This window comes from Micromonospora nigra (assembly GCF_900091585.1).
Taxonomy (GTDB): domain Bacteria; phylum Actinomycetota; class Actinomycetes; order Mycobacteriales; family Micromonosporaceae; genus Micromonospora; species Micromonospora nigra.
In genome coordinates, this window is the sequence record NZ_FMHT01000003.1 from 84,626 (window position 1) to 109,165 (window position 24,540).

19 protein-coding genes and 1 pseudogene are annotated in these 24,540 nt (G+C 74.8%); 7 read left to right on the forward strand and 13 right to left on the reverse strand.

Annotation, left to right across the window (positions count from 1 at the left end):
- Nucleotides 1–238: 238 nt before the first annotated feature.
- Nucleotides 239–2,905: a class III lanthionine synthetase LanKC gene (gene lanKC / locus GA0070616_RS01070; protein WP_175439938.1), complete on the reverse strand. Its 2,667-nt coding sequence runs from the start codon at nt 2,903–2,905 to the stop codon at nt 239–241.
- A 263-nt stretch (nt 2,906–3,168) separates the two neighbouring features.
- Here lanKC and GA0070616_RS01075 point away from each other — a divergent pair, with 263 nt between their 5' ends.
- The 3 genes from GA0070616_RS01075 (at nt 3,169) to GA0070616_RS01085 (ending at nt 5,910) form a co-directional block, all read left to right on the forward strand.
- Nucleotides 3,169–3,741 carry a hypothetical protein gene (locus GA0070616_RS01075; RefSeq protein ID WP_091074958.1) on the forward strand — a complete coding sequence of 191 codons (573 nt, stop codon included), beginning with the start codon at nt 3,169–3,171 and terminating at the stop codon, nt 3,739–3,741.
- 17 nt (nt 3,742–3,758) lie between these two features.
- Complete coding sequence (locus GA0070616_RS01080) at nt 3,759–5,060, forward strand: sensor histidine kinase (protein ID WP_139128818.1); 1,302 nt, start codon at nt 3,759–3,761, stop codon at nt 5,058–5,060.
- A gap of 106 nt (nt 5,061–5,166) precedes the next feature.
- Nucleotides 5,167–5,910, forward strand: a complete 744-nt coding sequence (locus tag GA0070616_RS01085; RefSeq protein ID WP_091089601.1) for a response regulator — start codon at nt 5,167–5,169, stop codon at nt 5,908–5,910.
- Here GA0070616_RS01085 and GA0070616_RS01090 read toward each other — a convergent pair.
- From GA0070616_RS01090 to GA0070616_RS01110, 5 genes and pseudogenes are all read right to left on the reverse strand, one after another.
- Nucleotides 5,899–7,446, reverse strand: a complete 1,548-nt coding sequence (locus tag GA0070616_RS01090; RefSeq protein WP_091074963.1) for a long-chain-fatty-acid--CoA ligase — start codon at nt 7,444–7,446, stop codon at nt 5,899–5,901. The two genes, GA0070616_RS01085 and GA0070616_RS01090, sit on opposite strands and share 12 nt — an antisense overlap.
- On the reverse strand, nt 7,443–7,907 hold the full coding sequence (locus GA0070616_RS01095) for a MaoC family dehydratase (RefSeq protein WP_091074965.1): 465 nt from the start codon (nt 7,905–7,907) through the stop codon (nt 7,443–7,445). Before GA0070616_RS01095 ends, GA0070616_RS01090 begins: the two co-directional genes overlap by 4 nt.
- Nucleotides 7,904–9,075 (reverse strand): annotated as a pseudogene (locus GA0070616_RS01100) (acyl-CoA dehydrogenase family protein). The gene GA0070616_RS01095 and the pseudogene GA0070616_RS01100 overlap by 4 nt, the downstream one beginning before the upstream one ends.
- A gap of 31 nt (nt 9,076–9,106) precedes the next feature.
- Nucleotides 9,107–9,865 (reverse strand): 3-oxoacyl-ACP reductase FabG, encoded by a 759-nt coding sequence (gene fabG, locus GA0070616_RS01105; RefSeq protein WP_091074967.1) that lies wholly within the window; start codon nt 9,863–9,865, stop codon nt 9,107–9,109.
- Between the two features lie 17 nt (nt 9,866–9,882).
- Nucleotides 9,883–11,031, reverse strand: coding sequence for an acyl-CoA dehydrogenase family protein (locus GA0070616_RS01110; RefSeq protein ID WP_091074969.1), 1,149 nt, complete (start codon nt 11,029–11,031; stop codon nt 9,883–9,885).
- Nucleotides 11,032–11,163: 132 nt separating this feature from the next.
- On the opposite strand from GA0070616_RS01110, the gene GA0070616_RS01115 reads away from it, so the two are divergent.
- The 3 genes from GA0070616_RS01115 to GA0070616_RS01125 are packed head-to-tail and all read left to right on the forward strand — an operon-like array spanning nt 11,164 to nt 14,364.
- On the forward strand, nt 11,164–11,829 hold the full coding sequence (locus GA0070616_RS01115; RefSeq protein WP_091074970.1) for a TetR/AcrR family transcriptional regulator: 666 nt from the start codon (nt 11,164–11,166) through the stop codon (nt 11,827–11,829).
- A gap of 43 nt (nt 11,830–11,872) precedes the next feature.
- Nucleotides 11,873–13,291: an aldehyde dehydrogenase family protein gene (locus tag GA0070616_RS01120; protein WP_091074972.1), complete on the forward strand. Its 1,419-nt coding sequence runs from the start codon at nt 11,873–11,875 to the stop codon at nt 13,289–13,291.
- Nucleotides 13,288–14,364, forward strand: coding sequence for an alcohol dehydrogenase catalytic domain-containing protein (locus tag GA0070616_RS01125; RefSeq protein WP_091074974.1), 1,077 nt, complete (start codon nt 13,288–13,290; stop codon nt 14,362–14,364). Before GA0070616_RS01120 ends, GA0070616_RS01125 begins: the two co-directional genes overlap by 4 nt.
- Here GA0070616_RS01125 and GA0070616_RS01130 read toward each other — a convergent pair.
- The 6 genes from GA0070616_RS01130 to GA0070616_RS01155 all read right to left on the reverse strand — a co-directional run bounded on the left by GA0070616_RS01130 (nt 14,361) and on the right by GA0070616_RS01155 (nt 21,713).
- Complete coding sequence (locus GA0070616_RS01130; protein ID WP_091074976.1) at nt 14,361–17,102, reverse strand: helix-turn-helix transcriptional regulator; 2,742 nt, start codon at nt 17,100–17,102, stop codon at nt 14,361–14,363. The genes GA0070616_RS01125 and GA0070616_RS01130 overlap by 4 nt on opposite strands.
- 45 nt (nt 17,103–17,147) lie before the next feature.
- The gene (locus GA0070616_RS01135; protein ID WP_245712600.1) at nt 17,148–17,834 is read right to left on the reverse strand and encodes a TetR/AcrR family transcriptional regulator; all 687 of its coding nucleotides are present in this window, start codon (nt 17,832–17,834) and stop codon (nt 17,148–17,150) included.
- Nucleotides 17,835–17,946: 112 nt separating this feature from the next.
- On the reverse strand, nt 17,947–19,182 hold the full coding sequence (locus GA0070616_RS01140; RefSeq protein WP_091074978.1) for an acyl-CoA dehydrogenase family protein: 1,236 nt from the start codon (nt 19,180–19,182) through the stop codon (nt 17,947–17,949).
- Nucleotides 19,182–20,165 (reverse strand): phosphotransferase family protein, encoded by a 984-nt coding sequence (locus GA0070616_RS01145; protein ID WP_245712601.1) that lies wholly within the window; start codon nt 20,163–20,165, stop codon nt 19,182–19,184. Before GA0070616_RS01145 ends, GA0070616_RS01140 begins: the two co-directional genes overlap by 1 nt.
- A complete protein-coding gene (locus tag GA0070616_RS01150) occupies nt 20,158–20,946 on the reverse strand; it encodes an SDR family NAD(P)-dependent oxidoreductase (RefSeq protein WP_091074982.1) in 789 nt (262 codons plus the stop codon). The genes GA0070616_RS01145 and GA0070616_RS01150 overlap by 8 nt, the downstream gene beginning before the upstream one ends.
- Nucleotides 20,943–21,713 carry an SDR family oxidoreductase gene (locus GA0070616_RS01155; protein WP_091074983.1) on the reverse strand — a complete coding sequence of 257 codons (771 nt, stop codon included), beginning with the start codon at nt 21,711–21,713 and terminating at the stop codon, nt 20,943–20,945. Before GA0070616_RS01155 ends, GA0070616_RS01150 begins: the two co-directional genes overlap by 4 nt.
- A gap of 136 nt (nt 21,714–21,849) precedes the next feature.
- Between GA0070616_RS01155 and GA0070616_RS01160 the strand changes: the two genes are divergently transcribed.
- Nucleotides 21,850–23,070 carry an acetyl-CoA C-acetyltransferase gene (locus tag GA0070616_RS01160; protein WP_091074985.1) on the forward strand — a complete coding sequence of 407 codons (1,221 nt, stop codon included), beginning with the start codon at nt 21,850–21,852 and terminating at the stop codon, nt 23,068–23,070.
- 78 nt (nt 23,071–23,148) lie between these two features.
- On the opposite strand, the gene GA0070616_RS01165 is transcribed toward GA0070616_RS01160, so the two are convergent.
- Complete coding sequence (locus tag GA0070616_RS01165; protein WP_091074987.1) at nt 23,149–24,429, reverse strand: ABC transporter substrate-binding protein; 1,281 nt, start codon at nt 24,427–24,429, stop codon at nt 23,149–23,151.
- Between the last annotated feature and the right edge of the window lie 111 nt (nt 24,430–24,540).

The following is a 24,540-nucleotide window of genomic DNA, read 5'->3' on the forward strand; positions in this document are numbered from 1 at the left end:
CCCTTCGGGTCGGTCGGGTCCGTGGCGACACCCCCGGTCGGGGCGCCACCCGGGTTGCTCAGCGGCAGTTGCAGCCGAAGCTCAACGTGCTCGACAGGGCGGGGGCGGCCTGGCGCACGGGAGTACGCAGGCCCTGGAAACCGAGGACGGCGGTCATGGATGGTCACCTCCTTGCGGTGTTCGTCGGGTCCGTCGCCGCTCCGTCGCGGCCACGGTGGTCGGGGTGGGCGCCGCCGGGTCAGCCGGCGACGCGCAGGGCTGCCGTGGCGACCGCCGGGGCGGTCGGTGCCGGCAGGTCGAGGAACGGCAGGGTGGCACCGGTGTGCCGCAGCGCCGCGTGCACCGCCAGCAGCACGCCCGCGCTGCCGGAGGCCAGGTCCGTCGACAGGCGCAGCATGGTGTCGCCGGGGAAGGCGGGCCGGCCGTCGAGCGCGACGGCGTGCCAGGCCAGGCGGTCCAGGTGCAGGTCGACGCAGCGACCGGGGTCGGATGCCGCGCCCACCGGCCGGTACGGGGTGGGCAGCGCCGGCCCGGACGGGCGACCGCCGGCCGGGTCGTGGCCGACCAGCAGGGCGGCGGTGGCGAGCAGACCCGCCCGGCCGTGGAACAACCCGGGCATGATCACGAACTCGGCCGCCAGGGCCCGACCGACCCGGGACACCACCTCGCGCAGCCAGGGGTGCTCGCCGTGGCGCAGCAGCGCCTGGGCCGCGACCGCGACACCCGCGCTGCCCTCGTCGAGGTAGACCAGCATCCGTGGGCCGTCCGCCACCTGGAGGTTGCCGCGGGCGTCGGTCACGCAGTGCGCCAGGTCGCGGTGCAGCGCCGCCCGGGCGGCCCGCAGCCAGGACTCCTCCCCGGTGAGTTCGTAGAGGCGGGTGAGGAAGACCGCCGGGCCGGACCAGCCCCGAAGCAGGCCGGGGCGGCGCGGTTCGGCCACCGGCCGGGCGGCGTCGCCGGCGAGGGTACGGGCCAGCCGCTCGCCGATGGCCAGCGCGTCGTCGGGCCGGTCGGGGGTGAGATGTGCCAGCGCCAGCCCGATGCCGGCCAGTCCGCTGTGCAGGGACACGCCGTGCCGGTCACCGGTGCGGCACCGCTCGATCAGTTCCCGCGCCTGCTCCCGCCGGCCGGCCGCGTCGAGGACGACGGCGACGCCGGCCGTCCCGTCGTAGAGGCCGAGGTACGCGTCGGGCAGGCGACGGGCGGCGCGCACGAGCCAGTCGAGGTGTTCCTCCCGCTCCGGGTACGGCGTGCCCGCGCGGGTCAGGGCCCAGATGACGCCGGCCGCGCCGTGGGCGACGGTGGCGCCGCCGTGCGGGAACTGGCCGGGATCGCCGGGAAAGAGGCGGTCTTCGCGGTGCGGGGTGGCGGTGGCGCGGATGCCCTCGGCCAGCGCCTCCAGCAGCGGGCCACGCGCCTCGGGACGGCCGACGGGCCACGGGAACGCCGTGAGCCGCCGCGCCGCCGCCGACCGGTCGGGGTCCGGGTCGTCGTCACCGGCCGCCAGCGCGGCGCGCAGGTCCGCTCGGACGCGCCGGATCCAGCCCGTGGGCAGCGGGAACCGTTCGGCGATCTCGACGAGGTGGTCGAGCTTGCCGGCTGACAGGGCGAGGATCGGGGTTAGCGGTGCGAAGACACCGAGGCGCAGGCAGGCCAGCGCGTACCGGTCGACGGCCACGCCGCGGCGCACCCGGGGGGTGGCGAAGCCGGGGTCGCCGAGGGTCGGCGTGTAGTCCTCGTCGACGCCGTAGGCCTGTTCGAAGTCGACCAGCACGACCCGACCGTCGGGGCGGATCATGACGTTGGCGGTGTGCAGGTCGCCGAAGACCACTCCCCGTCCGTGCACCCGCTCCAGGGCCCGGGCGACCCGTTCGACGACGTCGACGGCCCAGGTCGTGTACGTGTGCAGGTCGTCGGGGGACGGGTCGGGATGGATCAGCGGGTGCCGCATGGCGAGGTGGTGCTGCAACGTCTCCCCCTCGACGAACTCCTCGACCAGGAACTCGTGCTCCCACCAGGTGAAGTGGTCGAGCAGCCGGGGCACGCAGTCCAGCCCCGCCAGGCGGGTCAGCGCGTCCCGCTCCCGCCGCAGCCGGGTCACCGCGTCGGTGCCGGCACCGTCCAGGCCGGCCAGCGGGCGGGCCTCGCGCAGCACGACGGCACGCCCGTCCCGCAGGTCGGTGGCGCGGTAGACGCCGCCGCCGTTGGAGTGGTGCAGGGCCTCCTCGATGCGGTACGGCTGCTCGGCGACCGCCTCCTCGGCCACCGCCCGCATCCGCTCGGCCACGAAGTCCGGCACCGGCGCCCAGTCGGGAACGTGGAACACCGGTTCCCGCTCGTCGGGCACCAGCACGCCGTCGGGGCGCTCCACCGCCGGGACCGGTTCGTCACCGTCGACACACCACCGCTCGGCGAACCCGCCGTAGCGCAGGTACAGCGGGCCGTCGTGCCAACGCAGGTCGCTGAGCACGTACGGGCCACGGTGGCCGGTCAGCCGGTCACCCAGCTCGTCGAGGACGACCCGCAGCGCGGCCTCGTCGACGGGGTAGAGGGCGGCGAGCTTGCCACTGCCGCCCCGGTGTGCGTACTTCTCGTTGTGGGCCAGGGCGAGCCGGCGGCTGCGCAGGAACTTGAAGGCCACCCCGTGGCGGACACAGTGGTCACCGACCAGCTCCAGCACCTGCGCGGCGTCGTCCAGCCCCACCGAGACGTGCACCTTCCAGCCCTGGCGGGGCAGCTCCGCGTCCTGTGGGTGCCACATCACCCAGCCGCCCTGCTCGACGGCCCGCCAGCCGGGTGGCGGCGTGCGGTCGGCCAGCGGGAAGCGGGTGCCGGCGTCGGCGGTGTATGCGGGCGAGTCGACGAAGATGGGGTCGGCGAGCAGGAAGGCGCCTGGCGTGGGCATGGCACACCTCGGGGACGACGGATCGGGAAACGTCCCGGAGACCGCCTCGGCGGGCCGCTCGGAACAACACCCATCGTGGTCGTCGGGCCGCCCTGGGGCGTCCGGCTGCGGGGCGATCTCCACGCTCCCCCGCCGGACGGACGGCGGGCGGGTCCGCATCCGTCCGGAGTCGGACACCGAGGATCACCCCGTACGGGGACCCGGTCCGCCGCCGGCCCCGCCACAATCGGTGCCGTACCACCGCCCACCACCGGAGGTTGTCGATGAAGACCGAGACCCGGCGCCCGCCGGTCGTCGTGCTCCTACAGGTTCACCGCGAGGACGAGGGCTGGACGACGCAGGCCTGGGGGGTACCGCTCGACGGGCGGCGGTGCCTGCTGCGCGCGGCGGACCCCGGCGCGGTGCGCCCGGCCGACCGGGTGCGGCTCCTCGCCGTCTCCGGCTCCGGGCCGCGTCCGCGACGTACCGCGTTGGAGGCCGCCGGCGTGTCGGTGCTGCGGCGCGGCGGCACGGGCCGCCCGGACCTGCTGGCGGTCACCCTCGCCGCCGACCTGCCGGTGGACGGGCCGGTCGGGCACGGCACGGACGCCCGGGCGGTCCGCGACGTCGTCGCCCTGCTCGCCGACGACGACCGGACGCCGTGGCGGCTCGCCGACGGTCCGGATGACGGGGACGGCCCGGCCGGTGGCCCGGTTCCGGTGACCGTCGAGGGCTCCGCAGCCGACCGGACGGTCGGGCCCGCCGCCGCGCCGGACGACGGTGGGGACGACGGTGGGGACGCCCCGCTGTCGTGGACCTGCCGAATCCTCGGGATCGGCTGCCCCGATCCGCAGTGACCGATCCTGAGGCGACCATGACGACACCCGACGGCGGATCCGCCGCACCGGCGTCGCGGCGGTTCCGCGGCTGGCTGCGCCGGGACGTCCTGCTGCTACCGGTGCTGTGCCTGCTCGACCTGTTCACGGCGTCCTCGGTGGTGGTCAGCGACCATCCGGTGAGCCCGTCGGCGCGGGCGTGGCAGGTCGCCGCGGCCGTGGCCGCCTTCGCCGTGCTGGCCTGGCGGCGTCGCGCCCCGGTGGTGGTCTTCGCCGTCGAGTGCGCCCACGGGGTGGCGGTGTGGTTCCTGCTGCACGACTACCGGCCCACGCTCGCGCTGATCGTCGCCCTCTACGCGGTGGCCGCGTCACGCCCCGTCGCCGTGTCGGCCGGCGCGTACGCGGCGGCGTGCGGGCGCGGCCTGCTCAACGCGGTGGACTCGTTCCGGGTGGAGCCCAACCCGGGCGCGCGGCCCGGCGAGTTCGCCGTCACCGCCCTGATGTTCGCCGTCATCTACGGCACCGCCTGGGCCGTGGGCCTGCTGACCCGTCGCCACCACTGGCGGGTGGAACAGCTCGAACGGGACCGGCGCACCGCGCGGGCTGAGGCGGTGGCGTTGGAGCGGCGGCGGATCGCGGCGGAGCTGCACGACGTGGTGTCCCACTCGGTCACCGTCATGGTGTTGCAGGCCGCCGGGGCCGCCCGGCTCACCGAGACCGACCCGGAGCGGGCCCGGCAGGCGCTGCTGCACATCCAGCAGGCCGGGCAGCAGGCCATGGCCGAGCTGCGCCGGCTGCTGGACGTGATGCGGGTCGACGCCGGGCCGGACGTGGAGCGGCTGGACCCGCAGCCGAGCCTGGACGACGTGGAGGTGCTGCTCGCCTCGATGGCGCGGGCCGGGCTCTCGGTCACCAGCACGGTGTCGGGTGTTCCCACGAGCATCGACCCGAGCGTGGGGCTGGCCGCGTACCGGACGGTGCAGGAGAGTCTCACCAACACGCTCAAGCACGCCGGGCCGGGGGCCCGGGCCACCGTCCGGCTCGCCTGGGAGCAGCAGGTGCTGCTGGTGCGGGTCGAGGACGACGGCGGGTCCGCGCGCCGCCCGGCCGTGGCCGACGGTCTGTCCGCCGGTCACGGGTTGGCCAGCCTCACCGAGCGGATCCACCGCGTCGGGGGACGGCTGACCGCCGGTCCGCTCGCCGCCGGCGGGTTCCGGGTAACCGCGAGCCTCCCCATCGCCCACCGGCCCGACGTCGTCCTTCCGTCGGGCCGGGACCGGCGGTCCGGGGAGCCCGCGTACCCGATCGGAGATCATCCGCGTCCGCTGTCCGACAGCTGACTTCCCGACCGCCGGGGCGGGGCGGACGATCGGCGGTGCCGCCCCGGCCGTCGTGGGCGGTCGCACGGGCGCGCCGCCACCGCGCCGACGACCCACGGGAGGCGTGATGCAGATCCGGGTGCTGCTCGCCGACGACCAGCCGCTCGTCCGCGCCGGGATCGCGATGCTGTTGTCCGCGGAGCCGGACGTCGAGATCGTGGCGGAGGCCGACGACGGGGCGCAGGCCGTCGAGCTCAGCCGCCAGCTCCGCCCGGACGTGGTGCTCATGGACGTGCGGATGCCGCACATCGACGGGGTGGCCGCGACCCGGGCGCTGGCTGCGGAACACCTGATCGACGATCCCGACCGTCCGGTACGGATCATCATCCTGACGACCTACCACGTGGACGAGGCGGTGCACGCCGCACTGCGCGCGGGGGCCTCCGGCTTCGTCCTCAAGGACGCGGCGCCGCAGGAACTGGTGGCGGCGGTGCGGGCGGTCGCCGCGGGTGAGGCCTGGCTGGACCCGGCCGTCACCCGGCGGCTGCTCGACGACCTGGTGACCCGCCCGGATCCGGGCCTGCCCTCCCCCGTGCAGATGGCCCAGCTCACGCCCCGCGAGCGGGAGGTCCTGGTGCTCATGGCGTACGGGATGTCCAATCGGGAGATCGCCGAGCACCTGGTGCTGGGCGACGCGACGGTGAAGACCCACGTCAGCCGGGTGCTGATGAAACTGGGCCTGCGGGACCGCACACACGCCGTGGTCGCCGCCTACCAGAGCCGCCTCGTGCAGCCGGGCACCGCGCCGCCGGCCCCCGCCAGGGCGGCGGGGCCGGCCTGGCGGGGGCCGGCCCGCGCCTCACTCACGTGACGGCTCCGCCATCGTCCGCCGCAGCTCCCGCTTGAGCACCTTGTGGCTCGGCCCGAGCGGCAGGGCGTCGACGTAGCGGATCCGACGGGGGTACTTGTGGCGGCCCAGGCGCTCCCGGGACCAGTCGACCAGGTCCTGTTCGGCGGGGCGGGGCACGGTCGGGTTGGGCACCACCACCGCGCAGATCTCCTCACCGTGCAGCGGATCGGGGATGCCGATCACCGCCACCTGGTCGACCGCCGGATGACGGGCCAGGACCTCCTCCACCTCCCGGGGGTGGACGTTGAACCCACCCCGGATGACGAGGTCCTTCTTGCGGTCCGCGATCGTGACGAACCCGTCGGCGTCCCGCCGGCCGAGGTCGCCGCTGCGGAACCAGCCGTCGACGAGCACCTCCGCGGTGGCCTCGGGCCGGCCGAGGTAGCCGGCGAAGACGTTGTGACCCCGGATGACGATCTCGCCGATCTCCCCGGCGGGCAGCAGCTCGATCCGGTCGTCCAGGTCGGCGCGGGCGATCTCCACCTCCACCCCCCACACGGGGTGCCCGACCGTGCCGGCGCGGGTGCCGAAGGCGGGCTGGTTCTTGGTCGCCGTGGGCGAGGTCTCCGACAGGCCGTACCCCTCGTAGACGGTGGTGTCGAAGGAGTCGGAGAACCGTTCCAGCACGGCCACCGGCAGCGACGCCCCGCCCGAGATGCACATCCGCAGGCGGGGCAGCGGCTGCCGGCCACGGGCCGCGTCGAGCAGCGCAACGTACATGGTCGGCACCCCGTGGAAGACGGTCACCTGTTCGCGCAGCATCAGGTCGATCGCCGCCGGCCCGGTGAACCGGCCGAGCAGCACCAGCGTCGCGCCGACCCGGAAGGTGCCGTTCATCGCCACGGTCTGCCCGAAGCTGTGGAACAGCGGCAGGCAGCCCAGCACCACGTCGTCGCTGCGCGCGTCGTTGGCGTCGAACACGTTGACGGTGGCGTTCAGGACCAGGTTGAGGTGGGTCAGCTGGGCCCCCTTGGGGGCGCCGGTGGTGCCGCTGGTGTAGAGGATCACGGCGGTGTCCTCGGCCTGTCGCGTCTCGTACGTCGGCAGCGGGGCCAGCGCGGTGCCCGCGTCCTCCAGGCGTACGACGTCCGGTGGGGTGGGGGCCGGCCCGACCGTCACCAGGGTGACACCGGCCAACGCCGCCGCCCGTGCCCCCATCTCCAGTTGGGAGGTGTGGCAGACGAGCAGCTTCGCACCACTGTCGCGCAGCAGCCGCGCCGCCTCCTCGGCCGTCAGCAGCAGGTGCACCGGGACGACCACCGCGCCGAGGGCCAGGGTGGCGTAGTAGACGCGCGGGAAGTCGACCACGTTGGGGGCGAGCAGCGCCACCCGGTCGCCGGGAGCCACGCCCGCCGCGCGCAGCCCGGCCGCGTGGCAGCGGGCCTCCAGCCACAGCTCGGCGTACGTGACCCGGATGTCGCCGTCGACCACGGCGACGGTGTCCGGGTGCCGACGGGCGGACTCGGCCAGCACCATGGCCAGCGACAGGGCGGTCACCGTGGCTGCCCGGGGTGCAGCCGGCTGACCGTCTCGGCGACGCAGACCGGCTTGCCGCCGGCGTCGCTGTCCACGGTGACCGTGGTGACCACCTGGACGCCGCCCTCGACGGGGGTCACCGCGCCGATGGTGGCGGTGGCGCGGACCGCGCCCCCGACCCGGACCGGGGCGGGGAAGCGGACCCGGTTCAGGCCGTAGTTGACCCCCATCTCGACGCCGTCGACCCGGTACAGCCGACCGACGAGCGCCGGCAGCAGGGACAGGGTGAGGTAGCCGTGGGCGATGGTGCCGCCGTACGGCCCGGTGGCGGCGCGGGCCGGGTCGGTGTGGATCCACTGGTGGTCGTCGGTGGCCTCGGCGAACAGGTCCACGCGGCGCTGGTCGACCGGATACCACGGGCCGGGGCCGATGCTCTCGCCGACGGCGGCGGCCAGCTCGTGCACGGAGGCGAAGGTTCTCATGCCAGGTGTCCTCCCAGTCGGGTGTAGCCGCGCAGCAGGTCGCGGGCGATGATGAGCCGCTGCATCTCGTCGGTGCCCTCGAAGATCCGGTACAGCCGGACCTGCCGGTACCAGCGTTCGATCGGCAGTTCGCGGGTGTAACCCATGCCGCCGTGGATCTGGAGCACCCGGTCCACCACGCGGTTGACCATGCCCGCGCCGTACAGCTTCCCCATCGAGGACGCGTGCCGGGGGTCGAGGCCGGCGTCGACGGTCCAGGCGGCCCGCAGGATGAGCCAGCGGGCGGCCTCCAGCTCGGTCTCCGAGTCGGCGATCATCCACTGGATGGCCTGGTTGGTGCCGATCTTCGCGCCGAAGGTCTCCCGGGTGTTGGCGTGCTCGATGGCCATTGCCAGGGCCCGCTCCGCGATGCCGACCGCGTGCGACGGGATGGTGTACCGGCCCTTGCCGATCCACTCCATGGCGAGGGCGAAACCCTGGCCGACCTCGCCGAGGACGTTGCGGTGCGGCACCCGGACGTCGTCGAAGACCAGCGACGCGGGCCCGCCCTCGCCCATGGTCTGGATGAACTCGGACCGCCAGCCCATCGCCCGGTCCACCAGGAAGGCCGTCGCGCCGCCGTCGCGGACGCTGCGGTCGGGGTCGGTGACCGCGATGACGATGGCGAAGTCGGCCTCGTTGCCGCCGGTGATGAACGTCTTCTCACCGGTGAGGACCCAGTCGTCGCCGTCGCGGCGGGCGCGCAGCCGGATGTTCGCGGCGTCGGAGCCCGCACCGGGCTCGGTGATGGCGAAGCAGCTCGACCGCTCGCCCTCGATCGTCGGGACCAGGTACTCGCGCCGCTGCGCCTCGTTCGCCCGGAACAGGATGTTGTCGGCCTCCCCGCCGAACCGGAACGGCACGAAAGACCGGCCGAGTTCCGTCCAGATCAGCGACTGGGTGACGGCCGGCAGGTCCATGCCGCCGTACTCCTCGGGGTGGCCAGGCCCCAGAAGCCGAACTTGCGGGCCTTGCGTTGCAGTTCGCGCAGCTCGCTGCGGTCCAGCCCGGGGCGGTGCTCCCGCTCCCGGCGCAGCAGTTCCTGTTCGAGCGGCATCACCTCCCTGGTGATGAAGTCCCGGGCGGTGTCCCGGATGGCCCGTTCCTCGTCCGACAACGCGAAGTCCATGTCGCCTCCTGGGGTGGGTGCGCGGCGCGGGTCAGCGCGCGCCGCCGTTGACGTACAGGGTCTGGCCGCTGACGTACGAGGCGTCGTCGCTGGCCAGGAACGCGATCACCGAGGCGATCTCGGCTGGTTGGCCCACCCGGCGCAGCGGCGTCTGCTCCGCCACCCGGCGCTGGTGTTCCTCGGGGCTCGCGCCGACCCGCTCGGCCGTGGCGGCGGTCATGGCGGTGGCGACGTAGCCGGGGGCGACGGCGTTGACGGTGATGCCGAAGGGGCCGAGTTCGAGCGCCAGGGTGGCGGTGAGTCCCTGCACTCCCGCCTTGGCGGCGGCGTAGTTGGCCTGGCCCCGGTTGCCGAGCGCGGAGCGGCTGCTGAGGTTGACGATCCGGCCGTAGCGGGCCCCGACCATGTGTTGCTGGGCAGCCTGGCAGCACAGGAAGATGCTGGTGAGGTTGGTCGTCAGCACCGCCTGCCACTCGGGCAGCGGCATCTTGAACATGAGGTTGTCGCGGGTGATCCCGGCGTTGTTGACCAGGACGTGCAGGCCGCCGTACGTACGCACGACCCGGTCGGTGGTGGCGGCGACGGCGTCGGGGTCGGTGACGTCGCAGCCGAGCCCGACCGCGCGCCCTCCGGCGGCGGTGATCTCGTCGGCGACGACCTGGCTGCGCGCGGCGTCGAGGTCGACGACGGCGACGGTGGCGCCCTCGGCGGCGAGCCGGCGCGCGGTGGCCGCGCCGATGCCCTGCGCTCCGCCGGTGACGACGGCGATCCGGTCGGCGAATCTGGTCACGGGGTGTCCCCTCAGGTCTAGAAGGCGTTGACGCCGGTGAGCGCGCGGCCGATGAGCAGTTGCTGGATCTGGCTGGTGCCCTCGTAGAGGGTGGCGACGCGGGCGTCGCGCAGGTACTTTCCGACGGGGTACTCGTCGATGTAGCCGTACCCGCCGAAGACCTGTACCGCGTCGTTGGCCGCGCGGACGGCGGCCTCGCTGGCGAACAGTTTCGCCATCGACGCCTCGGTGGCGAACGGCTCGCCGCGGTCGATCAGGTCGGCCACCCGCCAGACGAGCATCCGGGCGGCGGCGGTGTCGACGGCGATGTTCGCCAGCAGCCGCTGCACGAGTTGGTGGCCGGCGATCGGCTTGCCGAACTGGGTCCGCTGGTTGGCGTAGCCGACGGCGGCGTCGAGGCAGCCCTGGGCGATGCCGACGCAGCCGGCGGCCACCGACATCCGCCCCTTGGCCAGGGTGGCCAGCGCCAGCCGGAACCCGCCGCCCTCGTCGCCGAGGCGGGCGGTGTCGGGCACCCGCACGGCGTCGAGGACGAGTTCGCCGGTCGCCTGGCCGCGCAGGCCGAGCTTGCCGTGGATCTCCCGGCGGTCGAGGCCGGGGCTGTCGGTGGGGACCAGGAACGCGGTGACCCCCCGGGGGCCGGGGCCGCCGGTGCGGGCGAACAGCAGGGCGACGTCGGCGGTGGTGCCGTTGGTGATGAACGTCTTGCGGCCGGTGAGCAGCCAGTCGCCGCCGTCGCGGACCGCGCGGGTGGTCAGGGCGGCGGCGTCGGAGCCGCTGTCGGGTTCGGTGAGGGCGAAGCAGCCGAGGGCGTCGCCGGAGCAGAGCCGGGGCAGCCACTGCTGCCGCTGCTGCGGGGTGCCGTGGGCGGCGATCGACTTGGCGACCAGGCCGAGGGAGACCGAGACGATGCCGCGCACGGCCGAGTCACCCCGGCCCAGTTCCTCCAGCACCAGGCAGTACGACAGGTGGTCGCCGCCGGAGCCGCCGTGCCCGGGGTCGATGGTCAGGCCCAGGAAGCCGACCTCGCCGAGCTTGCCGACGACGGCCGGGTCGACCGCTTCGCGGCGGTCCCAGGCCGCGGCGTGCGGGAGGACCTCGCGGTCGACGAAGTCGGCGGCGAGCTGCCGTACCGCGGCCTGCTCGGGCGAGAGACAAAGGTCCATGACCGTTAAACTAGCGCTGCAAGTTTTACTCTGTCCAGAGCCGGCTGTGGCAGAGTTCGGACTGCGCCCGCGCCCCGGGCGCACCCGCCGCGCCCCGCACGTCGGGGCGGCCCGAGCCACAGGAGAGACGACATGCCCCGGCCACGACAGGCGCTGCTGAGCCGGCAGCGGATCGTCGAGGCCGCCGCCGCGCTGATCGACGGCGAGGGCCTGGAGGCGTTCTCCACCCGCAGGCTCGCCGCCGACCTCGGGGTGCGCGGCCCGTCGCTGTACAACCACTTCGCCACGAAGGACGAGATCCTCGACGCGGTGGCCGACTCGGTCACCGCCCAGGTCGACGTCTCATTCTTCGGCACGGTCGACTGGCGGGAGGCGCTGCGCCGCTGGGGGCACTCGTACCGGGCGGCGCTCGCCGCCCACCCGAACATCGTGCCGTACCTCGCCCGGGGCCCCCGGCGACGACCGGCGGCCCTGGCGATGGCCGACGCGGTCTACGGCGGGCTGGTCGACGCCGGCTGGCCGCCGGCCCGCGCCACCCACATCGGCGCGCTCATGCGGTACTTCGTGGCCGGCTCGGCGCTGGGCTCCTTCGCCCGCGGCTTCGTCGAGGACCCGTCGCTCTACGCCGACCAGTACCCCCACCTGGCTCAGGCCCACCGCCTCGCCGAACACCAGCAACGCGTCGACGAGGGCGCCTTCGCCCTCGGACTGGACGCGCTGATCGACGGCCTCTCCCGCACCTACGAGGCCACCGTCGGCCCACTGCCGCCTCTTCCGCCGGCCGGCGACGCGCACTAAAGTCCAAACTTGCACCGCTAGTTTTAGCGACGTGAGGGGCGACATGGAGCTGGCACGGACCGACCTCTACCTCGACGGACGCTGGGTTGCGGCCACCAGCGGGCAGACCCTGCCGGTGCACAACCCGACCACCGAGGAGGTCGTGGCGAGCGTGCCGGCCGGCACGGCGGCCGACGTCGACCGGGCCGTGTCCGCCGCGCGGGCCGCCTTCGACGGCTGGGCCGCCACCCCGCCGGTCGAGCGGGCCGCCGCCCTCGACCGGCTGCACACGGCCCTGACCGCCCGCGCCGACGAGATCGCCCGGACCGTCACGCTGGAACTGGGCACGCCGCTGAAGGTGTCCGCCCGGATCCAGACCGGCCTGCCACTGACCGTCCTGCGCGGCTACGTCGACCTCGCGGCCGAGCCGCCGGCCGCGCAGCAGATCGGCAACTCGCTGGTGGTGCACGAGCCGGTCGGGGTGGTCGGGGCGATCACCCCGTGGAACTACCCGCTGCACCAGGTGACGGCCAAACTCGCCCCCGCCCTCGCGGCCGGCTGCACGGTCGTGCTCAAACCGAGCGAACTGACCCCGCTGGTGGCGTACCTCCTCTTCGACGCCGTCGACGAGGCGGGCCTGCCGCCCGGCGTGGTCAACCTGGTCACCGGCACCGGGCCGGAGGTCGGCGAGGCCCTGGCCGGGCACCCCGACGTCGACCTGATCTCCTTCACCGGCTCCACCGCCACCGGCCGGCGGGTGGCCCACCTCGCCGCCGACCGCATCGCCCGCGTCGCCCTGGAACTCGGCGGCAAGTCGGCCAACATCGTGCTGGACGACGCCGACCTCGCCACGGCGGTCCGGGTCGGGGTCGGCAACGCCTTCCTCAACTCCGGGCAGACCTGCACCGCCTGGACCCGGATGCTCGTCGCGCGCAGCCGCTACGAGGAGGCCGTCGACCTGGCCGCGAAGGCGGCCGAGAGCCACCGACCAGGCGACCCCTTCGACCCGGCCACCCGACTCGGCCCGCTCGTGTCGGCCGACCAACGGCAGCGGGTCCGCGACCACGTCGACCGGGCCCTGGCAGACGGCGGCCGACTGGTCACCGGCGGACCACAGGCGCCGGTGCCGGACCGGGGCTGGTTCGTCGCCCCCACCGTCGTCGCCGACGTCGACCCCGACAGCGCCCTCGCCCAGGAGGAGGTCTTCGGGCCGGTGCTCGCCGTCATCCCGGTCGACGACGACGACCACGCCGTGGCCGTGGCCAACAACTCCCGGTACGGGTTGGCGGGGGCGGTGTGGTCCGGCGACGAGGAGCGGGCGCTGCGGGTGGCGCGGCGGATGCGTACCGGGGCCGTCGACATCAACGGCGCGCCGTTCAACCCCCTCGCCCCGTTCGGCGGCTACAAGCAGTCCGGCATCGGCCGGGAACTGGGCAGCCACGGGCTCGCCGAGTTCCTCGAGACCAAGGCCATCCAGCGATGAGGGCGCTGGTCGTCCGTGGCGTCGGGCAGCCGCCCCGCGTCGAGGGGATCGAGTTGCCGCCCACCGGGCCCGGCGAGGTGCGCGTCGCCGTCCGGGCCGCCGGCGTCTGCCACTCCGACCTGTCCATGGTCGACGGCACCGTCGCCGCGTCGTTCCCGCTGGTCCTCGGGCACGAGGCGGCCGGCGTGGTGGTCGAGGTCGGCGACGGCGTACGCCGGGTGGCGCCCGGGGCGCACGTGGTGCTCAACTGGGCGCCACCGTGCCGTGAGTGCTGGTACTGCGGGCACGGCGAGCCGTGGCTGTGCGAACACGCGGGAACCCCGTCCACCCCACGCGGGCGCACCGACGCCGGGGAGCCCCTGCACGTCACACTCGGCCTCGGCGCCCTCGCCGAGGAGGTGGTCGTACCCGAACGCGCCGTCATCGGGGTTCCCACCGACCTGCCGTTCGACGCCGCCGCGCTGCTCGGGTGCGCCGTGCTCACCGGCGTCGGCGCGGTCCGGCGCACGGCCGCCGTCGCCGCGGGCGACACGGTGGCGGTGATCGGCCTCGGCGGAGTGGGCCTGTCCGCGGTCTCGGCCGCCCGCGCGGCCGGCGCCGCGCTCGTCATCGCCGTGGACGTGTCGCCGGCGAAGGCGGACCTGGCCGTCGCCGCGGGCGCCACCGACTTCCTCGTCGCCGACGAGACGCTGTCGCGGGCGGTCCGGGGGCTCACCGACGGGCGGGGCGTCGACCACGCGCTGGAGTGCGTCGGGCGCAGCGCCACCATCCGCGCCGCCTGGCGGGCCACCCGCCGGGGCGGCCGGGTGACGGTCGTCGGCATGGGCGCCAAGGACGACGTCCTGGGCCTGAGCGCTCTGGAGATCTTCCACTCGGCGCGCACCCTGCGCTCCTCCGTCTACGGCTCCTCCGACGCCGACCGGGACGTGCCCGACCTGGCCCGGGCCGTGCTCGACGGCACCCTGGACCTGGTGCCCCTGATCACCGACCGGGTGACGCTCGACGAGGCCGCGCAGGCGCTGGCCCGGATGGCCCGGGGCGAGGGCGCCCGAACCGTGGTGCTGTTGCCCTAGGCGAGCACGCGGGCCAGTTCGGTACGCGACCGGATGCCCAGCCGGTGGAAGATGTTGCGCAGGTGGTGGTCGACCGTCCGGGTGGACAGGAACATCCGGGCCGCGATCTCCCGGTTGGTGGCGCCCTCCGCCACCAGGTGTGCGATGCGCAGCTGCTGACCGGTCAGCAGCCGCGCCGCCGGCCGGTCGGGCGGGCCGACGGACTCCCCCGCCGCCCGCAGCTCCGCCGTGGCCTGCTCGGCCCAGACGTCCGCGCCGAGCAGGGTGAACGTCTGCCGGGCCCGGTGCAGGTGCGCCCGCGCGTCGCGGGGACGTCGGCTGCGACGCAGTTCCCGGCCGAGCAGCAGTTCGGTGCGGGCCCGTTCGAAGCTGACGTCGTCGGCCGGGTGCCACCGTAACGCCGCCCGGAACTCCCGCTCGGCTGCCACGCTGCCGCGCTCGGCCAGCAGCGCGTGGCAGCGGGCCGACAACGCCCGGCGAGACGGGCTCGCCGTGCTGCTGGCCCATCTGTCGAAGACCGCCAGGGCGGCCCCCGCCTCCGCCCGCCGGCCCAGGTGTGCGGCCGCCTCCACCAGGTGCGGGGTGGCCATCACCTGGACCAGGACCTGGCCACGGCCGGTGCCGGGCCGGGCGAGCGCGGCCAGCCGCGCCGCGGCGTCGGCGTACCGCCCGTCGACCAGGTCGAGCACGGCCAACGCCCACTGGGCGAGGGCGTGCGGCCGGCTACCGGCGGGTGCCGTGTCGCCGATCCCCGCGACGTGCCGCAGGCTCGCCTCCCGGTCGGCGCGTACGGCGGCCAGCACGGCCAGCATGCCCAGGTGGACGCCGGCGGCCGGGTGCTGTCCCGTGGCGCGGGCCACCCGTAGCCCCTCGCGGGAGGTGGCGGTCGCCGCCTCGTGCCGGCCCAGCCAGTACTCGGCGACCGCCCGCAGTTCCAGCGCACGGGACAGCGTGGACAACTCCCCCCGGGCGCGGGCCAGTGCGACGGCGCGGTCGGCCAGCCGGTGCGCCGCCGCGTCCACCGCCACCAGCAGGCCGGCCACGGCCGCGCCGGTCAGCGCCGTCGGGCTGAGCGCCGACCCGGTCAGCCGGTCGCCCAGCACCACCGCCCGGCGCAGGAACGGCCCGCCCCGCTCGTGGTCGCCGCGCAGGGTCGCCGCCACCCCGGCGACGAGAGTGGTCAGCAGGACGGTCTCCGGCGGGTCCCCGGGGCGACGCAGGGCCGTCACCCGCCGGGCCACCTCCGCGTAGCGGTACTGGTCACCGCTGAAGCAGATCGCCTCCCCCGCGCGGACCAGCCCGACCACCGCCGCCGCCCGGTCCGTCCCGGCGATCACGTCGGCACCCGCCAGCAGGGTGGCCACGGCCTCGGACGGGGCGTCGCAGCGCAGTTCCAGCTCGCCGCGCAGCAGTGTGGCGCGGCCGACGACGGCCGGGTCGGCAGGGAGGGCGTGCAGCAGCCGGCGTGCCTGGTCGGGCCGGCCGCCCCACCAGGCGTACCGGGCGGCGGTGACCAGCCGGTCGGCGGCCCGGACGGGGTCGTCACCGAGTTCGGCGGCGCGGCACAGGGCCACCGAGGCGACGCTCCAGCCGCCCTCGCCGTGGGTCGCCGCCTGTTCCAGTTCCGCGGCCAGCTTCGGGTCGGGTCCGTCCGCGGCGGCGGCGAGGTGCAGGGCTCGGCGCAGCCGGCGGCCGGTGCCGTCGAGTGCCCCGGCGAGCAGCCGGTGGGCGGCGCGCCGCTCGGCGGGCGGCGCGGTGACCGCGACCATGAGCCGGGCGAGCGGGGGCGGGAAGGTGACGCCCGACGTGTCGACCCGGACCAGCCCGGCCGCCTCCGCCGGGGCGAGGGCCGCGACGCTGCTGCCAGCGGCGCGGGCGGCCCGGGCCAGGGTCACGGGATCGCCGTCCTCGTCGATGAGCGCGGCGAGCAGCAGCGCCCGCCGGGTGGCGCGCGGCAGCCGGGCCAGCCGTGACCGGTACGCGCGGGCCAGCGCGCCGTCCGGCGGCGGCGCGGCGGGCAGTGGCTCCTCGCCCCGCCACTGCCCCTCGGTCAGCGTGCCGGCGAGGTCGACCAGAGCCTGCGGGTTCCCGGCGGCGACGCCGGTCAGCGCCGCGGCTACCGCCGCCGGCACCGGGCCGCCGTGGTGGTCGGCGAGCAGGGCGAGGCTGTCGGGCTCGTCGAGCGGGCGGAGCCGGTGGGCGGGGATCCCGGCGACTGTCGTGTCGTCGGCGGCGGTGAGCAGGAGGGCGACCGGCAGGTGGCCGACCCGGCGGGCCACGAAGGCCAGGGTCTGCGCGGTGGGTCGGTCACCGGAGTCGACGTCGTCGACGGTGCACAGCAGCGGACGGTCCCGGGCGGCGTCGGTGAGCAGGCCGAGCACGGCCATGGCGAGGACCAGGCGCTGGTCGGTGGGGCAGCCGTGGCCGGCCAGGGCGCGGTGCAGCACGGCCCGCTGCCGGTGCGGCAGCGCGTCGGCCCGGCCCAGCAGCGGGTCGAGCAGGCGTTGCAGTCCCGCGTAGGGTAACGCCGCCTCGTCGGTCAGCCCCGCTCCGGCGAGGGTCAGGCGGGTGCCGGCGTGCCGGTGCGCGTACGCCAGCAGGGCGCTGCGCCCGGAGCCCGGTTCGCCGTGCAGCAGCAGCGCGCCACCGGCATGGTCGTCGAGCAGCCGGCGGATCTCACGGCACTCGTCGTCACGCCCCCGCAACCCGGTTATTTGCACTCTGAATGCAGTAACCATGCATCCAGTTTTACCTATCGGTAACCTGTTGGAAAGAGGAAACGCTCACCGGCGGTGGTCAGCGCCGGCGGGTTCGGCCAGCAGGGCCCCGACCGTGCGGGCCATCACCGCCCGGGCCTGGTCCACCCCCAGCCCGAGACCGTCCCGCAGCATCGACCACGCCGACCACATGCTCGCCGCCACCAGGGCCTGCACCAGTTGCTCCCGCCCCGCCCCGGCCCGGTCCAGTTCGCTGGCGAACAGCTGCTCGACCTCGTCACGGACGCGGGCGATGTGCTTGAGCCGGTTGCGGTGCAGCTGCGCGGAGACCGGCTCGCGCATCTGCGCCGCCCGTGCCGAGGGCGCGATGAGCTGGAGCAGCTTGGCCCGCTGCCGGCAGTACGCGTCGACACGCCGGGGCAGCGGCAGCGTCGGGGAGATCGGCCGCCACACCGCGTCCTGCTGCCGCAGCAGTTCCGCGCCGCTGGCCTCGAACAGCGTCTCCATGTCCTTGAAGTTGGTCCACAGCGTCCGCAGGGAGATGCCGGCCCGCTCGGCGATACGCTCGCCGGTCGGCCGCAGGTCGCCCTCGGAGATCAGAGCGAGGTGCGCCTCGACGATGGCCGCCCGGGTCCGCTCGGCGCGGGCCGTACGCCCGTCCACCCGCGCCGGCGGGTCGGCCGCCGTCTCCGCCGCCGGCGGCGTGCCAACTCCCGCCGACCCGGCCTGTCCCGGCGCCCCGGCCCTGCCCATCCGCGCCCGCCTCCTTCAACCACACCGCCACCGCGAGGGTGTTACCGGGGCCGCCCTGCGAACGGCCCCACCCGTCGGGGCCGCCTGCGGACGGTCCCGACGCACGCCGAGTCTAGACGCGCCCCACCGCGGGATCCGGAGCCGCGTGGCGGCGCAGTTCCCGCCGGGCCAGCGACTGCCGGTGCACCTCGTCCGGGCCGTCGGCCAGCCGCAGGGCCCTCGCCCGCGTCCACAGCCGGGCCAGCGGGGTGTCCTGGCTGACCCCGGCCGCGCCGTGGGTCTGCACCGCCCGGTCGACGATCCACTCGACCGCCGCCGGAACCGCGATCTTGATCGCCTGGATCTCGGTGTGGGCCTGCCGGTTGCCGACGGTGTCCATGAGCCAGGCCGTCTTGAGCACCAGCAGGCGGGCCTGTTCCAGGCGCACCCGGGACTCGGCGATCCAGTCGCGCACCACACCCTGCTCCGCCAGCGGCGCGCCGAAGGCCCGCCGGTCGACCACCCGCCGGCACATCAGCTCGATCGCCCGTTCGGCCATGCCGATCAACCGCATGCAGTGGTGCACCCGGCCCGGCCCGAGCCGGGCCTGCGAGATGGCGAACCCCGACCCCTCCGCCCCGACCAGGTTGGCCGCCGGGACGCGGACGTCGACGAAGTCGATCTCGGCGTGGCCGCCGTGGTCGCTGTCGTCGTACCCGAAGGTCGTCATACCCCGGCGGACGGTGACCCCGGCGGCGTCACGGGGCACCAGGATCTGGCTGTGCTGCCGGTGCCGGGGCGCCGCGGGGTCCGTCCGGCCCATGACGACGAACACGACGCAGCGCGGGTCCATCGCACCGGTGATGAACCACTTGCGACCGTTGACGACGTAGTCGTCGCCGACCCGCTCGATGCGGGTGACGATGTTGGTGGCGTCGGAGGAGGCGACCGCCGGTTCGGTCATCGCGAACGCCGAACGGATCCGGCCCTCCAGCAACGGAGTGAGCCAGCGCTCCCGCTGGGCGGAGCTGCCGAACTGGGCCAGCAGTTCCATGTTGCCGGTGTCGGGTGCCGCGCAGTTGAGGGCCACCGGGGCGAGCCACGGACACCGGCCGGTGATCTCGGCCAGCGGCGCGTACTGGAGGTTGGTCAGGCCCGCGCCGTGCTCACCCGGCAGGAACAGGTTCCACAGGCCGCGCCGGCGGGCCTCGGCCTGGAGGTCGGCCACCACCGGCGGCACAGCCCACGGGTCGACCCGTCGTGCGGCCTGCTGCTCGAACACCGGCTCGGCCGGGTGGACGCACTCGGCCATGAAGCGCAGCAGGCGCTCGCGCAGCCGTTCGGTCGTCTCGTCGTAGCGGAAGTCCATCATGTCCTCCGGATCGTCGCCAGTCCCTGGGCCACCAGCGGTGGCACCCGCACGCCCACGGTGTCGAAGCCCTCGCCCACGGTCCGACCGAGCACGAACCGGTAGTGCACGCCCTCGAGGATCACGGCGAGCTTGAACGCGGCGAAGGCGAGGTACCAGTCGAGGTCGTCGAGACTCAGGCCGGTGCGGTCGGCGTACCGGGTGGCCAGGGTGTCGGCGTCCGGCTGACCGGGCACGTCGACGCGGCCGGCGTACACCAACGACAGCCCCAGGTCGGCCAGCGGATCGCCCAGCGTGGACATCTCCCAGTCCAGGACGGCACGCACCGTGCCGTCCTCGCCGACGAGCACGTTGTCGAGCCGGAAGTCGCCGTGCACGACGACGGCGGCGGGGCCCGACGGCACGGCGGCCGCCAGCCGGCTGTGCAGTTCGTCGACGCCGGGCAGGTCACGGCTGCGGGAGGCGTCGAGCTGCTGCTTCCAGCGCCACACCTGACGGGCGTTGTAGCCGGCGGGGCGACCCAGGTCGGCCAGCCCGACGGCGGCCGGGTCGACCGTGTGCAGGGCGGCGAGGACGTCCATCAGCTCCAGTGCCAGCGCCCGCACCTGTCCGGGTGACAGTCCGGCCAGGTCGGCCGACTCGCGGTACACCAGGCCGGCGACGTGACCCATCAGGTAGAACGGGGCACCCAGTACCGCCGGATCGGGGCAGTGGTGCACCATCGGCGGCACCGGCACGGCGGTCGGGGCCAGCGCCCCCATCACCCGGTGTTCCCGGCCCATGTCGTGCGCGGTCGCCAGGACGTGCCCCAGCGGCGGCCGGCGCAGCACCCAACGGGTCCGCCCGTCGGTGAGCGCGTAGGTCAGGTTCGACCGCCCACCGGGCAGCAGCGCGGCGCGCAGCGCACCGGCCCGCAGCCCGGGCAGCGCCTCGTCGAGGTGGGCCGTGAGCCGGCGCAGGTCCAGCCCCGGCGGGTCAGGCACCACGCCGCTCCACGTCCCGCTGGGTGCGGTTCATCGCGCGCAGCCAGCGGTCCGGGTCGGCGGCGCGACCGGCGTACCAGTCGGCCACCTCCGGGTGGGGCAGCACCAGGAACCGATCCCCTGTCAGGGCGTCGACGGCACAGTCCGCCACCTGTTCGGCGGTGACGGCGGTGGCGTCGAGCAGCGCGGCGCTCATGCCGTCGGCGGCGGCCAGCATCGGGGTACGGACCCCCTGGGGACACAGTGCCTGGACGGTGACACCCCGGTGGGCGTACGTGGCACGCAGCCACTCGGCGAAGCTGAGGGCGGCGTGCTTGGTCACCGAGTAGGGGGCCTTACCGAGCAGGGTGAGCAGGCCCGCGGCGGAGACGGTGACCAGGAGCCGGCCGCGCCCGGTCGCCAGCCAGTGCGGCAGCAGCTCGCGGGCGGCGTACACGTGGGACATGACGTTGACCCGCCAGGCCCGGTCCCAGGCCTCGGCGGGGGCATCGGCGCCGCCGCCGGGAGCCACACCGGCGTTGGCGCAGTACAGGTCGACCGTGCCCAGCCTGGCGCGGGCGAAGTCGACCAGGTCCGCCACCCCGGCGGGGTCCGCGGCGTCGGCGGGGAACGACAGGCCGCCGATCCGGGTGGCGACGGCACCGGCCGCGGCCGGATCGAGGTCGTTGACGACCACCCGGGCGCCGGCGGTGGCGAACCGCGCCGCCAGTGCCGCCCCGATGCCGGAGCCGGCACCGGTCACCACGACGGCCGCCCCGGGCAGGGGCAGGCCGGTGGTCATCCGGCGCTCCTGCCGGCGAGGGTGACGCCCCCGTCGACGACGAGGGTCTGACCGGTGATCCAGGCCGCGTCGGGCGCGGCGAGGAAGGCCACCGCCCCGGCGACGTCCTGCGGCTCGCCGAGCCGCCCGAGCGGGTACGCCCCGGCGACCTCGTCCTCCCGGCCGGCGTAGAGGGCCTGCGCGAAGCGGGTCTTCACCACGGCGGGCGCGACCGCGTTGACCCGTACGGCGGGGGCCAGCTCCACCGCCAGGCACGCGGTGAGGTGGTTGACGGCGGCCTTGCTGACCCCGTAGAAGGCGATGCCGCTCGGCGGGGTGAACCCGGCGATCGAGGAGACGTTGACGACGCACCCGCCGCGTTCGGCCATGCCGGCGGCGCAGACCTGCTGCACCCAGCCGAGGGTGCCGAGCAGGTTCACGTCGAGGATCTTGCGGGCCGCGGCGAGGTCGAGCCCGAGCAGCGGCCCGTGCACGGGATTGATACCGACGTTGTTGACCAGGACGTCGACGGGCCCGAACGCCTCGCCGACGCGGCGGACGGCCTCGGCCCGGTGGTCGGGGTCGTCGGCGCGGCCGGACACGCCCACGGCGTGCGCGGAGCCGCCCAGGGCGGCGATCGCTTCGGCCAGCGGTTCGGGCTGCCGGGCGGTGAGGCCGACCCGGGCCCCGTCGGCGACGAGCCGGCGGGCGATGGCCAGCCCGATGCCGCGGCTGGCGCCGGTGACCAGGGCGACCCGTCCGGCCAGCGGACCCGAAGTTGCATTCACGGTGCAGATAGTAGGGAGCGCCGCGCACGGAAGTCAACGGCGGTGACGGGCGCCACGCGTGCCAACCGTTGACTTGACATCCCGATAACCGCACTGTCACTGCATAAACATCAGTCGTGCTCGGAGAGGACCGTCCATGCCCGAAGCCGTCATCGTCGCCGCCGCCCGCTCCCCCATCGGGCGCGCCACCAAGGGATCCCTGCGCGACGTGCGCCCCGACGACCTCGCCGCTGCCATCGTGCGGGCCGCCCTCGACCAGGTGCCGCACCTGGACCCGGGCGAACTCGACGACCTGATGCTCGGCTGCGGCCAACCCGCCGGCGAGCAGGGGCACAACCTCGGCCGCGTCGTCGCCACCCTGCTCGGCCTCGACCACCTGCCCGGCACGACCGTCAACCGGTACTGCTCCTCGTCCCTGCAGACCACCCGGATGGCGCTGCACGCCATCCGGGCCGGCGAGGGCCACGCCTTCGTCTCGGCCGGTGTCGAGTGCGTCTCCCGCTACCCCAACGGCCGCGCCGACGGCCACCCGGGAACCACCAACCCCACCTTCGCCGGGGCCCTGACCCGGACCGCGACCCGGGCCGGCGGCGACGCCCCGCCCTGGCAGGACCCGCGCCGGGAGGGACTGCTGCCGGACGTCTACATCGCCATGGGACAGACCGCCGAGAACGTCGCCCAACTGCGCGGCGTGACCCGCCAGCGGCAGGACGAATTCGCCGTACGGTCGCAGAACCTCGCCGAGAAGGCGCTCGCCGACGGATTCTGGGCGCGCGAGATCACCCCCGTGACCGTGCCGGACGGCACGGTCGTCGCCGCCGACGACGGCCCCCGCGCCGGCGTGACCATGGAGTCCGTTGCGGCGCTGGCGCCGGTGTTCCGGCCGGACGGCACCGTCACCGCCGGCAACTGCTGCCCGCTCAACGACGGGGCCGCCGCCCTCGTCGTCATGTCCGACGTGCGGGCCCGCGAACTGGGGATCACCCCCCTGGCGCGGATCATCGCCACCGGACTGAGCGCCCTGTCCCCCGAGATCATGGGGCTCGGCCCCGTCGAGGCGTCCCGGCAGGCGCTGCGCCGCGCGGGCATGTCCATCCGGGACGTCGACCTGGTGGAGATCAACGAGGCGTTCGCCGCGCAGGTCGTGCCGAGCGCCGAGGAGCTGGGCGTGGACTGGGACCGGCTCAACGTCAACGGCGGCGCGATCGCCGTCGGGCACCCGTTCGGCATGACCGGTGCCCGGATCACCACCACGCTCATCAACTCGCTGCGCTGGCACGACCGGCAGATCGGGCTGGAGACGATGTGTGTCGGCGGCGGCCAGGGCATGGCGATGATCGTCGAACGGCTGAGCTGACGCCACCGCCGGGCGGGTCGTCGACCCGCCCGGCGGTCGCCGGTCAACCGCCGGGCACCTCCGCCCGGCGCAGCCGCGTCAGGTCGTCGGGATCCCGTTCGCCGGCGGGGCCACCGGCGGCGTCTGGTACTCGTTGACCGGCCCGTCGCCCTCGTCGGTCTCGTACGCCGGGCCGAAGTACGCCTGGACCCCGCCGCTCACCCGGGTCAGCCGCCCGCCACCGTAGCCGGAGTGGTCGCTGTCGGAGAACCGCAGCGGGGCCAGCCCGGGTCCCTGGTACCCGCCCCGGGCGACCGCCTCCAGCAGCCCCTCCCGGGTCAGGTCCTTGCCGGCGGCCAGCAGCACCTGCACGAAGAGGTAGCCCACGGCCATGCCGTAGACGGTGTTGCCGTCGAACGCCGTGTCCCCGTTGTGCTCACGGTTGATCTTCGTGAAGAGCTGGATCCACGGGTCGGTGCTGTCGGTCTGCGCCGGCAGGTAGTTGACCCCGACCATGCCCTCGAGCAGCCCGGCGGCGTCACCGAGCTGGCGGGCCAGGGTCGGGTGGTCCGCGCCGACGTTGGAGACCAGCCACTGCGGCTGGAACTGCAGCCGGGCCGCGGTGCCCACGGCCAGGGCGGTGAACCCGGGCACGGTGGCGAGGATGACGACCTCGCAGCCCGCCGCCTTGAACGCGCCGATCTGGGGTGCCACGTTGGTGTTGCTGGTGACGTACGTCTGCCGGGCCACGATCGCGTCCGCGCCGAGCACCTGCTCCACGCCGACCAGGCTGTCGCGGCCGAAGTCGTCGTCCTGGCCGAGGAAGCAGACCTTGCGTCCGGGCAGCGTCGTCTTCACGTGGTTGGCGAGGATCTTGCCCTCGACCGTGTAGTCGGGGTTGAACCCGAACGTGCCCGGATACTTGTCGGGCTGGTCCCAGCTGCGGCTGCCCGAGGCGACGAACAGGTCGGGCACCCGGTTGCTGTGCAGGAAGTCCAGCACCCCGGTGTGGGTGGGGGTGCCGAGGCCGTTGAGGATGGCGAAGACCCGGTCCTGCAGGACGAGCTGGCGCACGACCTGCTGGGTGTTCGCCGGGTTGTACCCGTCGTCCATGACCTTGTAGGTGATCTTCCGGCCGTGCACGCCGCCGTTGGCGTTGACGTAGTCGAAGTACGCCTTCGTGGCTGGGGCGATCTTCGAGTATCCGGCCGAGGCCGGACCGGTCAGCGGCATGTGGGTACCGACGACGATCTCGGTGTCGGTCACGCCGGGCACCGCGGCGGAGCCGGAACCCTCGTCGTCGGAACTGCAGGCGACGGAGGTGACGAGCAGGGTGAGGGAAGTGGCGATCGCGAGACCGCGTCGTGCCGTGCGTCGCATCGGTACACCGACCTTTCATCGGTCCGGTTGTGCGGTGGTGGGTGGGGACCGGCCGCGCGGCGGCCGGGGTTCGGGGTCGCGACGGAGGGGCCGTCACGGGGTGTGCCGACG

Bases quoted from the DNA above. Each gene is read 5' to 3' on its own strand.
- GA0070616_RS01080 (WP_139128818.1), top strand. From the start codon at position 3,759: ATGACGACACCCGACGGCGGATCCGCCGCACCGGCGTCGCGGCGGTTC.
- GA0070616_RS01085 (WP_091089601.1), top strand. From the start codon at position 5,167: ATGCAGATCCGGGTGCTGCTCGCCGACGACCAGCCGCTCGTCCGCGCC.
- GA0070616_RS01130 (WP_091074976.1), bottom strand. From the start codon at position 17,102: ATGGTTACTGCATTCAGAGTGCAAATAACCGGGTTGCGGGGGCGTGAC.
- GA0070616_RS01120 (WP_091074972.1), top strand. From the start codon at position 11,873: ATGGAGCTGGCACGGACCGACCTCTACCTCGACGGACGCTGGGTTGCG.
- lanKC (WP_175439938.1), bottom strand. From the start codon at position 2,905: ATGCCCACGCCAGGCGCCTTCCTGCTCGCCGACCCCATCTTCGTCGAC.
- GA0070616_RS01095 (WP_091074965.1), bottom strand. From the start codon at position 7,907: ATGAGAACCTTCGCCTCCGTGCACGAGCTGGCCGCCGCCGTCGGCGAG.
- GA0070616_RS01150 (WP_091074982.1), bottom strand. From the start codon at position 20,946: ATGACCACCGGCCTGCCCCTGCCCGGGGCGGCCGTCGTGGTGACCGGT.
- GA0070616_RS01115 (WP_091074970.1), top strand. From the start codon at position 11,164: ATGCCCCGGCCACGACAGGCGCTGCTGAGCCGGCAGCGGATCGTCGAG.
- GA0070616_RS01110 (WP_091074969.1), bottom strand. From the start codon at position 11,031: ATGGACCTTTGTCTCTCGCCCGAGCAGGCCGCGGTACGGCAGCTCGCC.
- GA0070616_RS01160 (WP_091074985.1), top strand. From the start codon at position 21,850: ATGCCCGAAGCCGTCATCGTCGCCGCCGCCCGCTCCCCCATCGGGCGC.
- GA0070616_RS01075 (WP_091074958.1), top strand. From the start codon at position 3,169: ATGAAGACCGAGACCCGGCGCCCGCCGGTCGTCGTGCTCCTACAGGTT.
- GA0070616_RS01165 (WP_091074987.1), bottom strand. From the start codon at position 24,429: ATGCGACGCACGGCACGACGCGGTCTCGCGATCGCCACTTCCCTCACC.
- GA0070616_RS01140 (WP_091074978.1), bottom strand. From the start codon at position 19,182: ATGGACTTCCGCTACGACGAGACGACCGAACGGCTGCGCGAGCGCCTG.
- GA0070616_RS01135 (WP_245712600.1), bottom strand. From the start codon at position 17,834: ATGGGCAGGGCCGGGGCGCCGGGACAGGCCGGGTCGGCGGGAGTTGGC.
- GA0070616_RS01125 (WP_091074974.1), top strand. From the start codon at position 13,288: ATGAGGGCGCTGGTCGTCCGTGGCGTCGGGCAGCCGCCCCGCGTCGAG.